The organism is Serratia grimesii, from assembly GCF_900186025.1.
Classification (GTDB): Bacteria; Pseudomonadota; Gammaproteobacteria; order Enterobacterales; family Enterobacteriaceae; genus Serratia; species Serratia grimesii.
Genome location: NZ_LT883155.1, coordinates 4,421,171 through 4,433,090, shown reverse-complemented (window position 1 = coordinate 4,433,090; position 11,920 = coordinate 4,421,171). Strand labels below are relative to the sequence as shown.

At 53.7% G+C, this 11,920-nt stretch carries 10 protein-coding genes; 4 read left to right on the top strand and 6 right to left on the bottom strand.

Annotation, left to right across the window (positions count from 1 at the left end):
- Positions 1-288 precede the first annotated feature (288 nt).
- Positions 289-1,263: a tol-pal system-associated acyl-CoA thioesterase gene (exbB, locus tag SGBXF1_RS20695; protein WP_073963463.1), complete on the top strand. Its 975-nt coding sequence runs from the start codon at positions 289-291 to the stop codon at positions 1,261-1,263.
- A gap of 3 nt (positions 1,264-1,266) precedes the next feature.
- Entirely contained in the window at positions 1,267-1,689 is a 423-nt protein-coding gene (exbD, locus tag SGBXF1_RS20690; RefSeq protein ID WP_037416623.1) for a TonB system transport protein ExbD, read from the top strand.
- Positions 1,690-1,758: 69 nt separating this feature from the next.
- Here exbD and SGBXF1_RS20685 read toward each other — a convergent pair whose 3' ends face one another.
- From SGBXF1_RS20685 to SGBXF1_RS20660, 6 genes are all read right to left on the bottom strand, one after another.
- Positions 1,759-2,577, bottom strand: a complete 819-nt coding sequence (locus tag SGBXF1_RS20685; protein WP_061807890.1) for a shikimate 5-dehydrogenase — start codon at positions 2,575-2,577, stop codon at positions 1,759-1,761.
- 31 nt (positions 2,578-2,608) lie between these two features.
- Positions 2,609-3,652, bottom strand: coding sequence for a LacI family DNA-binding transcriptional regulator (locus SGBXF1_RS20680; protein ID WP_186427473.1), 1,044 nt, complete (start codon positions 3,650-3,652; stop codon positions 2,609-2,611).
- A gap of 21 nt (positions 3,653-3,673) precedes the next feature.
- Complete coding sequence (locus tag SGBXF1_RS20675) at positions 3,674-5,083, bottom strand: glycoside hydrolase family 32 protein (RefSeq protein ID WP_186427472.1); 1,410 nt, start codon at positions 5,081-5,083, stop codon at positions 3,674-3,676.
- Positions 5,083-6,453, bottom strand: a complete 1,371-nt coding sequence (locus tag SGBXF1_RS20670; protein WP_186427471.1) for a sucrose-specific PTS transporter subunit IIBC — start codon at positions 6,451-6,453, stop codon at positions 5,083-5,085. Before SGBXF1_RS20670 ends, SGBXF1_RS20675 begins: the two co-directional genes overlap by 1 nt.
- Positions 6,454-6,518: 65 nt before the next feature.
- Positions 6,519-7,928: a carbohydrate porin gene (locus SGBXF1_RS20665; RefSeq protein ID WP_186427470.1), complete on the bottom strand. Its 1,410-nt coding sequence runs from the start codon at positions 7,926-7,928 to the stop codon at positions 6,519-6,521.
- 229 nt (positions 7,929-8,157) lie between these two features.
- Positions 8,158-9,087 carry an aminoimidazole riboside kinase gene (locus SGBXF1_RS20660; protein WP_061807894.1) on the bottom strand — a complete coding sequence of 310 codons (930 nt, stop codon included), beginning with the start codon at positions 9,085-9,087 and terminating at the stop codon, positions 8,158-8,160.
- Between the two features lie 577 nt (positions 9,088-9,664).
- Here SGBXF1_RS20660 and SGBXF1_RS20655 point away from each other — a divergent pair.
- Positions 9,665-11,380, top strand: coding sequence for a ShlB/FhaC/HecB family hemolysin secretion/activation protein (locus tag SGBXF1_RS20655; RefSeq protein WP_186427469.1), 1,716 nt, complete (start codon positions 9,665-9,667; stop codon positions 11,378-11,380).
- Between the two features lie 9 nt (positions 11,381-11,389).
- Positions 11,390-11,920 (top strand): toxin-activating lysine-acyltransferase, encoded by a 531-nt coding sequence (locus SGBXF1_RS20650; protein ID WP_037416883.1) that lies wholly within the window; start codon positions 11,390-11,392, stop codon positions 11,918-11,920.

Here is an 11,920-nt window from a genome sequence, read left to right as displayed (position 1 = left end):
GCAAGCGGGTTTATCGGTAAATCCGTTATGTGACGACTAAATGCGATAAAACGATGACGTTGTTGCATCTCTGTGCCGTAAAAGTGACGAAAAACCTTATAAAAGGTGCTTATAGGGCCGAACAGGCAGCGAATGGGTTAGCTGAAAAGCCTTGTGGAGGCTGCGACGGTAATTTTACCGATTATTTGGTAAATAATAATGAGAACTACTATCAATCCCTGAGTGGTTTGATATGATCGCACGCTGAATTATTCCTCAATTTTGATCGGTAACGGGTGGAGGCACAGCGTGAAAACGGCTGGCAAGAATTTAAATCAAGGATCGTTCGGTCAGGGCCGGGCGCAATGGGGCCAGGCGTTCGGCCGTGGTCTGTTAGCTTCAATGGTATTAGTGGTGGGCCTGGCCGGTAGCGCTCAGGCAGCACCGGCGGCTAATCCAGCCGTTACCGAAAGCGTTACACCGGCCGCTGCGCCTGTTGTTGCAGCCGCGCCGGAAAATGTCACGCCGGTGAATCCACAACCGACCATCCAGCCGCCGGAAACCCGCGGTATGGACCTGTCCGTTTGGGGCATGTACCAACATGCCGACATCGTGGTAAAAATCGTGATGATCGGTTTGGTGCTGGCGTCTATCGTCACCTGGACCATCTTGTTCTCTAAAGGCAGCGAACTGTTCCGCGCCAAACGCCGTCTGCGTCGCGAACAACTGGCGCTGGCCAATGTACGTTCGCTGGATGAAGCCTCTGAGCTGGCGCAGAACTTCTCTGACGAGAGTATCAGTTCCGTATTACTCAGCGATGCGCAGAACGAACTGGAGCTGTCGGCAGAGTCTAACGACAACAATGGCATCAAGGAGCGTACCGGTTTCCGTCTGGAGCGTCGTGTCGCGGGCTACAGCCGTAACATGGGCCGTGGTAACGGCTTCCTGGCAACCATTGGCGCCATCTCGCCGTTTGTTGGTCTGTTCGGTACCGTCTGGGGCATTATGAACAGCTTTATCGGCATCGCCCATTCGCAGACCACCAACCTGGCCGTCGTGGCACCAGGTATCGCAGAAGCGCTGCTGGCAACCGCACTGGGGCTGGTCGCAGCAATTCCTGCGGTAGTGATTTATAACATCTTTGCCCGTGTGATCAGCGGTCATCGTGCCCAGGTGGGTGACGTGGCGGCGCAGGTTCTGTTACTGCTGGGTCGCGATTTGGATCTGGCCGCCACGGCACAAGCCAAACGTTCACAGCATTCACAGCAACTGCGGGTGGGGTGAGTTATGGCGATGCGCTTAAATGAAGATCTGGACGACAGCGGCGAACTGCATGAAATCAACGTGACGCCGTTTATCGACGTCATGTTGGTGCTGTTGATCATCTTTATGGTGGCCGCGCCGCTGGCAACGGTAGATATCCGTGTCGATCTCCCGGCTTCTTCCGCCAAACCGCAACCGCGCCCGGAAAAACCGGTGTTCTTGTCGGTGAAAGCGGACAAACAGCTCTATGTTGGCGAACAGGCGGTCAGTGCCGACCAACTGACGTCAGTGCTGGACCAGCGGACGCAGGCGAACAAAGAGACCACCATCTTCTTCCAGGCGGATAAGAGCGTGGACTACGAAACGCTGATGAGCGTAATGGATACGCTGCGTAAAGCCGGTTACCTGAAAGTGGGGCTGGTGGGAATGGAAGGTGCCGCCAAGTAGCGGACTGACATCACCAAAGAAGAAAAGGGCGCTCAGGCGCCCTTTTTTACGTCAAGAGTTCAAAAGTATTTAGCCGCGAGCATGTGCCGCAGCACGGGCGATTTGCTCATCGGTAGGACGTACGCCGGTGTAGAGCACAAACTGTTCCAGCGCTTGCAGCGCAATCACTTCTGCACCGGTAATCACTTGTTTACCGTGCTCGCGTCCGTAACGAACCAGCGGTGTTTCCGCTGGTAGCGCCACCACGTCGAAGACAATTTTCGCTGCATCGATAGTCGCGGGAGCAAAGGCCAGTTGATCGGCTTCTGTTCCCCCGGCCATTCCGATTGGCGTTACGTTGATCACCATTTCTACGTTTAAATCACCGACGTCTGCCAGCCATTGATAGCCATAGGCATTTGCCAGCGCCTGGCCCGCTTGTGGGTTACGGGCAATGATATGGCCATATTTAAAACCGGCGTCACGCAGTGCGGCGGTGACCGCTTTCGCCATACCACCGCTGCCGCGCAGCGCAAAGGAGGTTTCTGCTGGGATCTGGTGCTGCGCCAGTAGTTTGGCGATGGCGATATAATCGGTGTTGTAAGCCCGCAGAAAACCGTTGTCATTGACGATGGTATTGACTGATTCAATTGCCGTGGCGGAAGCATCCAACTCGTCCAGGAAAGGAATGCAGCTCTCTTTGAATGGCATCGATACTGCGCAACCGCGGATACCCAGTGCACGTACGCCACCGACTGCGGCTTTAATATCTTGGGTGGTGAAAGCCTTGTAGATAAAGTTGAGATCCAGTTCCTGGTACAGGTAGTTGTGGAAGCGGGTCCCGAAGTTACCTGGGCGTCCGGCCAGCGACATGCACAGTTGGGTGTCTTTATTAATCTCACGACTCATGATGAGCTCCTTAACCGGGAAAAAGAAAAACCTAGTGCTGGTCGAGCAGTGCTTTAGAACCGGCATGTCGCCAGTGGATGCTGCCCGGCAGGTAGAGCGCATTCTGCTCTAATGGCCGCTCGTCAATCAGTGTGCTGACCATGTCGAAACTGTGTTGTGCCAAAGCACGGCAGTCCTGCGCCACGGTATCGATTTTCAACGTGAGGCCGTCGAACAGGTAGTGATCGTCGAAGCTACACAGATGCAGATCGCTTTCCATTAGCTGGTGCTGGTTCAGGTAACGCAGTACCCCTTCCAGCAGGCCACAGGCGGCGGTAAATAACGCTTTTGGCGGCCTACCTAGCTGCGCGCACAGCTGAGCAAACATTTCGTAACCGGAGCTGGGGTGGTAATTACCGTTGATGATCCATTCCGGTTTACAGATAACCCCGGCGCGTTCCAGACCGAGCTGAAAACCTGCCAGTCGATCACGTGTGGGTGAAATGCGGGGTTGGCCGCCAAGGAAGTAGAATTCGTCCGGATGTTGGCGCGCGATGTTTTCCACCAGCGTGGCGGTTGAGGTGAGCGAGTCGGTGATCACCAGAGGCAGATCGGAGCCAGTAATCAGACGGTCCATCTGTACTACAGGCAGGCCGGCGTTGATCTTTTGGTATTCTGCATCGTTGAGCTGGCTGGAAGCGACAATCAGACCATCGACCTGACGTTGTACCAGACTGTTCACGGCCATCATTTCCTGCGCCGGGTTCTCATCGGTACAGGCGATCAGCAACTGTAAACCGGCCTCGCGACACAGGGTTTCCAGCTCGCGTGAAATTACCGCAAAACCGTAGTTGGTCATTTCCGGCACAATCAGTCCCAACGTATGGCTACGAGAAGAGCGCAGCGAGCGGGCGTGGAAGCTGGGTTGGTAGTGGTGTTCAGCGGCTAACGCCAAGATACGATCGCGGGTGTCATCAGACACCCGATACTCCTTGCTACGGCCATTGAGCACCAGACTGGCGGTCGATTTAGACACGCCTGCCAGTGCGGCAATATCACTGATGGTTATGCGTTTATTTTTTTTCACTGACGGCATCTGAGTTCATCGAAGGATGCGTCATTCTAGCATGCATGGCGTCAGCGACCAGTGTTCGAGCGCCAGGTGTGCTTCACCACGCAGTTGCAACAGAGGTTGTGGGCCAGGGAAGTAGCGCGCACTCATGACCACTTCGCCGTGGTTGATAAAGATCTCCACGCTGGAACGATCGAATAGTATCTGCAAGTGGGCCAGATTACCGCGCCAATAGCGGTGTTCAGGTTGCCCGCTACGCAGGTTGTTGCGTGTCAGCCGCAACAAGCCTCCGTCCCAGTCCAGTGTCATTGCGTCGCCGAAGTTTGCATTGAATTTCCCCCCTGGCGTCAGCAGCAGTTCCGCGCTATCGATGGGCCAGCACGGTGCATTGTCGGCGACACCTTGCCATTGTCGGCTTTCGCCTCGCAGCTGTTGCAGTTCGCGTGCCGGCTGTTGGTAAAGTTTGCCGTTATGCAGTGACAGTTCACGCGGGCAAGTCATGATGTGGATCCAGCCATATTGCCGTGTCGGATGATAATCCTCGTCCTGTTCTGGCACGCCCATCCAGCCGACCAGTAACCGGCGGCCATCTTCGGCCTGGGTGGTCTGTGGTGCATAGAATTCGAACCCGGCATCCAATTCGTGAAATGCATCATGTTTAAACGCTGCCTGCTGATAATCCAGTTTACCTATCAGGTAACCTGCCTGATAAACGTTGAGGTAACGCTCGGCCTGCGCTTCAAGCCCTTGTGGGCAGCAGATCAACACCTCAACGCCATCCAGCGTGAACAGATCCGGGCATTCCCACATATAACCGAAATCGCCGATGCCATTTAGCTGTGAACCGGCAATCTCACCCAGAAACTGCCAGTTACGTAGATCGTCGGAACGCAGCAACAGCACTTTGCCACGATCTTGCAGATCACGCGCACCGAGCACCATGTACCACGCGTTCTGATGGTGCCAGACTTTCGGATCGCGGACATGGCCGGTATAGCCTGCCGGTAGTGGCAACACTGGGCCGAGTTTGTCATAGCCGCCTTGCGTATTCTCTTGCGCCAGGCACTGGTAAGCGGTGCGAGAGCCATCGGGGTATTTTACGTTGCCGGTATATACCAACATGATTTTTTCGTCCGCTACGACCGCTGAGCCTGAATAACAGCCGTGGCTGTCGTAACAGGCGCCGGGGACCAATGCTATCGGCTGATGCTGCCAATTGATCAGATCCGTCGATTGCCAGTGACCCCAGCATTTGTTGCGATGTTCGCAGCCCAGCGGATTCCACTGATAGAACAGGTGATAGACGCCGTTATGCTGAATGAACCCATTGGGATCGTTAAGCAGGCCGACGCTTGGTGCCAGATGCCACGCCGGTCGGTGTGGATCGCTCAGTGCTTTTGGTATTCCGCTCATCAAGGCCTTAATGGCCTGTTTCATTAAATGTTGTTCTTCCATTATTCACTGTCCGTTTTGTATTTCAGCAACAACGAGAGAATGAAAGCGCTGCCGAAGGCGATCACCAGACCAATGATATAGCTGACCAGTGAACTGGCCTGCACGATCGCCATCCCTGGGATTGCCGTTAGCCCGACCGCGTTCATACCGACATGATTGGCCACGACCCAGGCTCCACCGAGCGCACCGCCTGCCAGCGCCGCCAGGAAGGGTTTCACAAAACGCAGGTTGATGCCGAACAGTGCGGCTTCGGTAATGCCAAGCATGGCGGAAAAGGCCGAGGGGACGGCGATGGCTTTGATCTTGGCATCACGGGTTTTGAAATACACGGCCAGACAGGCACCCCCCTGAGCAATATTGGCCATAGACCAGATCGGCAGCAGGAAGTTAACGCCAATATTGGGGTTACCGAGTAGCCCAGCTTCAACGGCATGGAAACTGTGATGAATTCCGGTGATGACGATAGCGGAATACAGGCCACCGAACAGCAAGCCGGCAAACCAACCGGCATGGGTGATCAGCGTGCTGAGTACCAGGGAGATACCGTCACCCAGCGCGCGGCCGGCCGGGCCGATAAACAGCATGGCGACGAAACCGGAGATCACCACCGTCAGGAACGGTGTCAGGATCAGATCCAGCGCGTTGGGGATCACTCTGCGCAGTTGTTTTTCCAACATGCTCATAAACCACACCGTCAGCAGCACCGGGAACACCGTGCCCTGATAACCGATCATGGCGATCTCCAACCCGAAGAAATCCATGGTGTGGAAACCACTGGCGACGCCCCAGGCATTGGTCAGCGCCGGATGAGTCAAAATACCGCCGAGTGTCGCACCCAGATAGGGATTACCACCAAATTCACGTGCGGCGGTAAAGCCGATCAGGATCGGTAAAATAATAAATGCCGCTGAGCTGAACATGTCCAGCATCACGAACACGGCACTGTTTGCATCGGCCCAGCCGTAGGTTTTCACCATGCCAAGCAGGCCCATTAATAGGCCGGAGGCGACGATAGCTGGGATGATCGGGACAAAGATGTTAGACAGCAGGCGAGCGATACGTTGCAGTGGATTAAGCTTTTTAGCCGCGATGTCGGCGGCTTCAGACTTGCTGGATTCGTTGATGCCAGCTGCCTTGATGAATTCTGCATGTACCTTGTTGACCAGTCCAGTGCCGAAAATCACCTGGATCTGCCCGGCGTTACTGAAGCAACCTTTCACACCTTCAAGCTTACCGATCGCGATCTTGTCCATCTTGCTGTCATCGATCAGCACCAGGCGCAAGCGTGTGGCGCAATGGGCGGCGCTGGCGATATTCTCTTTGCCGCCAAGCAGCGGCAACAGCGCGTTAGCGGTTGCGGTAATGTCCATGTTTACTCCCTTTATAAATAAAAATGCCGCCGCAGTAGTTTGCGGCGGAAATCAGCCCTTCAGCGTCAGAAGAAGTACTTGAATCTGGCGCGTACGCCATAGCGCTGATCGTTGTTGGCGTTGGCGATCTTGTTCTCGGCATTGGCTTCCAGCATTGAAACGTAAGCGCCGAGGTACAAATTGAAGTTCTTCATATTCATGATGTTTGGTATTTGGTACGAAGTATGAATGGTGTGTATGTCATATTTGCCCGGCTCGCTGAGCGGGTTACTGATGTCTGCGGTCATGCCGGTAGTATTGAACTCTTCGATATTGTTGTGGGCGTAGATATAACCCAGTTCAAAGCGGCGCCACAGCATGTTGATGCCAGCGGTGAAATCCTGTTCGCCTGAGGCGTCAAGGTAGGCGGTACTCAGATTGACGACCACGCCGTTGTCCGGATTAGTGGCAGTGTTGTTCCAACTGAGGGTCATGCCGTAGCCGTTACGTTTGGATTGGTCGACGAATTGCCCCTGACCATCATGATAGCCATATGCGTTGTTGACCACGTTGCTTTCCATCGCCACCGCCGCGCTAAGCTGGTCTTTTTTCCAGGCGATCACTGGCCGCAGATAGGCGACATTTTTCTTATTATCCAAACTGTTGCCGTGATAGTTGTCATCCTGGAACAGCGATGTCCCGTCCTCCACCAACGTATTGAGTTCAAAGTAGAAGTCACCGGCATATTTGCTCAACATGAGATTACCGCCGCTGCTGCTACGGCCACGGCCTTCTTTCATCATATAGATATAGCCGAAGCCGTCGGCGTACAGATCATTGGCCGTGTTGCCGGAATACTGGATGAAGGTGTCCTGATTGAGCGGGAACATGTCGTAGGCTTCAAAGCGGCCAATCTTGGTTTGCCAGTTCTTTTCGTTGCCGAAGAAGAAAGCAGCATCATCGAGGTTCATTTTGCCGGTCATGTCTGCCAACGGCTGCACGCTAAAGCCCGAGAAGTTGCCGTCCGGGTTACGGCGGTAACCGTCTACGCCAACCAGAATACGGCCGTTGATATCCCAGCGCTCTTTGTTACCGGGCTTCCAGTCTTTGTTGTCGCTACTTTTCAACGAAGTGAGCTGACCGCTGCGGCTGGCCCCATCCAGGTTAAATTCGACATCGCCATATAATTTAAGGTCGGTTAAACCGGTGAGTTGCAGGTTGCTAGCCGGTGTGGCGTGGGTTTCCAGCGTTGCAGTACGTTGTGCGACCTGCATGGTTTGTCGTTCGGTGTTCGCGGTGCGCTGCTCCAACTGCTGTGCTTTGCGTTCCGCTACTGTGGCACGAGTTTCTGCCAGCGATGCCCGTTGTTCAGCTTGTTGCAGCCGTTGTTCCAACGCATTCAGACGCGCTTCGATACTGTTGTTGGCGCCAGAAGCCGCCGCAGAAGTAGAGATGAGAAGCCCTGTTGTGACTGCCAGATAGCTAAGTTTCTTCATGATTTTCTATCATCCGGGAAGGTTGTTATTATTTTGCTAAATTGCTAAACCGGTTTTTCATGATGAAAGATAGTGAGTTGATAGGCTGCTTGCAATCAAGTTTGCTAACCCGATTCAGCTATTGTGATCAAGCCCGCAAATTACACCCTAATGATGAAAACGGTAGGTATGGCCCCCAGAGCCAATGATTTAGGTGAGGGGAGTGGGGGCCAAATGCACTCTTAACGGACTAACGCTGGAGGAAATCTTGCAGCTCGTCGGTCCGTGGCAAAGCCGTCATTGCACCTTTGGCTGTGGTAGCCAATGCGCCGCAGGCCTGGGCCTGGGCGATGACGGCTGACCACTGTTCTTCTTGTGGCAGAGTGCCAAGCTGTGCCAGTGCCGCCAGCAAGCCGGCGACGAAAGCATCGCCCGCTCCAGTGGTGTCGACAGGGGTGATCGAAGGGGCGCGGAAGTGGCGTATTTGCTTGCCGTCATGCATGCACACGCCGTCACCACCGAGTGTCACTAGCAGCAAACGTAGTGGATAGCGCTGCATCATCCAATCAATACCACTCTCTAACTCCCCGATACTGCTGATAAAATTCAGCTCCTCTTGTGAGATTTTTACTATGTCTGCCAGTAGCAACGCTTTTTGCAAACAGGGACGCAATGCTTCCGGCTGACGCCAGATATCTTCGCGAATATTCGGGTCAAAACTGACCCAGCCGCCAGCTGCCTTGATGTTTTCCATCGCGGTAAAGGTAGTGCTACGACTGGGTTCCTGCGACAAGGCGATAGAGCAGACGTGTAGCCATTCATCTGCCTTAAAATCAGGTAGATCCTCGGGTTGCAGGAACAGATCGGCACTGGGATTGACCATAAAAGTGAAGGAACGCTCACCCAGTAGATCGAGATCGACCACCACGGTGGAGGTGTGGTGGTCGGGGTCCTGTGACATATGGCAGATATCCACCTGCTCTTCACTTAGCACCTGCTGTAAGAAAGCGCCGAAGCTATCTTGCCCCACTCGACCGATAAAGGCGCTGTCGCCGCCAAGGCGGGCGATACCCACCGCCACATTGGCGGGAGCACCACCGGGGCATTTAAGATAACTGTTTGAATTTTCAGGAACCAGATCGACAACTGCGTCACCCAGAACCCATACGCGATTAACCATGTTCAATCCCTGTTTTCACCTGTGTCAGATGACGAGCTAAAATAGAAGAACCGGTTTAGCATTGCAATGAAAGAATCTGAAGCTTGTTGGTAAAGTCAGCATGTAGCGGGCCAAAAAATGAAGAATAGGGAATAAGTTATAGCAAGCGGGAATAAGTAACGTGTTGACAACTATAATTAAAAAATTGAATTAAGATTAATGGAAATCGTGAATTCTAAATACGGCCAATGAATTATGGCGAGGATTTTGAATAGGATGTTTCCTAAATTATAGGTGCTGCTTAGCATAAGCATGCGGTGATGAATAAATGCATCGTTTAGATGCAATTATTCATGTTAATTAATAGATATCACAAATGAATTTTAATTTTATCATATGTATATCAATGAATTGAATGGTATTTTTGGGTTTTTCTTAGGGGGATATATTAGGGGTGTAACGTATTTCTATTAAGTGTTTTGTTATCTAGCGCCCATTACGGACCAAAATTAAGTTGATTGTGGGCTATTCGTGCGCATAATGTTTGCGTTTTTTTTCAATTCTTATCTTTTATTTGTCTTTAGACAGGGAAAAAGTAATGCGCCATTCCGCGTACTCGTCGCTCAGCCTTGCTGTGCGTAAGGGCTGTATTCCATTAAGCTCCGTTGTCTTGCCGCTGTTTATATACAGCCTACCGCTTCACGCGGCAACGCCAAACAACGAACAGCTGATCATACAGCAGCAGCGACAAAAGGCGCTGGAGCAACAACTGACACCGCCGACACCGGATGTGCGTTTGTCTCCACCTTCGTCCAGCTTTGGCCGTATTTCTTTCCCGCAGGAAAAACCCTGTTTCCCCATCGACCAGGTGGCACTCACCGGCCAGGATAAACTGCCTCACTGGCTGCCGCTGCAACGTATTGCCGATCAGGCGCAAGGCCACTGCCTGGGTGGTCAGGGCATTAACCTGCTGATGAGCACTCTGCAAAACCGGCTGGTGGATCACGGTTATATCACCACCCGCGTGTTGGCACCGTCACAGGATCTGAAAAGCGGCAAGCTGCGGCTGGTGGTGGTGCCAGGTTACGTACGTCAGGTGAAACTGACACCGGACAGCGGTCATTACATTCAGCCTTACAGCACATTCCCGGCCCATGCAGGCAACCTACTGGATCTGCGCGATATCGAACAAGGGCTGGAAAACCTCCAGCGTTTGCCGACGGTACAGGCCAACATGGAAATCATCCCCGGTGAACAACCCGGCGAAAGTGATATTGCTCTGAGTTGGAAGCAGGAACGTATGTGGCGTATAGGCGCTTCGTTGGATGACTCTGGCACCAAGAGCACCGGGCGTTATCAGGGGGGCCTGACGCTGTCGCTGGATAACCCGTTCTCGCTCAGCGACCTGTTCTATATTTCAGGCTCCACCGATCTGCAAAACCAGGGGGGCAAAGGTACTAAAAACATCACCGGCCATTATTCGGTACCTTTCGGCTACTGGATGGCTGGGGTAACCGCCAACAGCTATGACTATCACCAGACCATCGCTGGACCCTATGTAGACTCCCGTTACAGCGGCAAGAGTAAAAACCTGGATTTCCAGCTCAGCCGGGTACTACACCGTAACGGCAGCCAGAAAACCACACTGACCTATGACGTGCTGGCGCGCGAATCCAGCAACTACATCAATGACACCGAATTGGAAGTGCAGCGTCGACGCACCTCCGGCTGGCGACTGGGTTTGCAGCACCGCCACTATATTCAGCAGGCTACGTTGGACGCGGGTGTCAGTTATCAACGGGGGACCCGTTGGTTCGGCGCACTGTCGGCCCCGGAAGAAACCTTTGGTGAAGCCACTGCCCTTAGCAAAATTGTGCAGCTCAACGCCCAGCTCGACGTGCCGTTCAGCCTGTTTACCCAGAACTTCAGATATAACGTCCAGTATCAGCGCCAGATCAGCGACACGCCGCTGACGCCGCAGGACCAGTTTGCTATCGGCAACCGTTGGACGGTGCGCGGCTTTGACGGTGAGCGCACCCTGAACGCTAATCACGGCTGGTTCGTCCGCAACGATCTCGCCTGGCGCACGCCGTTGCAGGGGCAAGAGCTGTATCTCGGTGCCGACTACGGTGAAGTGGGTGGATATGGCTCTGATTATCTGGCGGGGCAACACTTGGCTGGCGGTGTTGTTGGGCTGCGCGGTTATGCCTACAAGGTCGGTTATGACCTGTTTGCAGGCGTGCCCTTCTCCAAACCGGACGGTTTCAGCACCAGCCCGGTCACCCTGGGCTTCAATCTGAGCTGGAACTACTGAGGCATGACGATGCGCGCAGGCGAATATGATATCAGGGCACCATTGATCCTCGGTGGTGACGACAGTGAAGCGGAAGCCTTTGGTGCGGCCGTATGGTTATGGATGCATTCTCCGATGCACCGCGATGCGCCGCTGCACACGTTACCGACACTGTTATTGCCGATCATCAAGCGACAACAATATGTGCTGGTATCACAGCAAAATCAGCCCGTGTTTTTCCTCAGTTGGGCCTGGATGAGTCAAGACGCTGAAGCGCGCTATTTGACACAGCCGGCAGTGAATATGCAAGAAAGTGACTGGAACAGTGGCGATCGTCTGTGGTTCTGTGACTGGATCGCGCCGTTCGGTCATACGCGGGAAATGCGTAATCTGATGGCCAGGGAGATCTTCCCGCACCTGTGCGTACGGGCGCTGTATCACCGGGGGGATCAACGCGGAAAACGTGTGGTGAACTTTAAAGGTGCAGAGGTCAGCCATCAGCAAGCGCAGCAATGGTGGGCGAGCCACCCGTTAGCCGTCGAACCATCAGAAATTCAATAA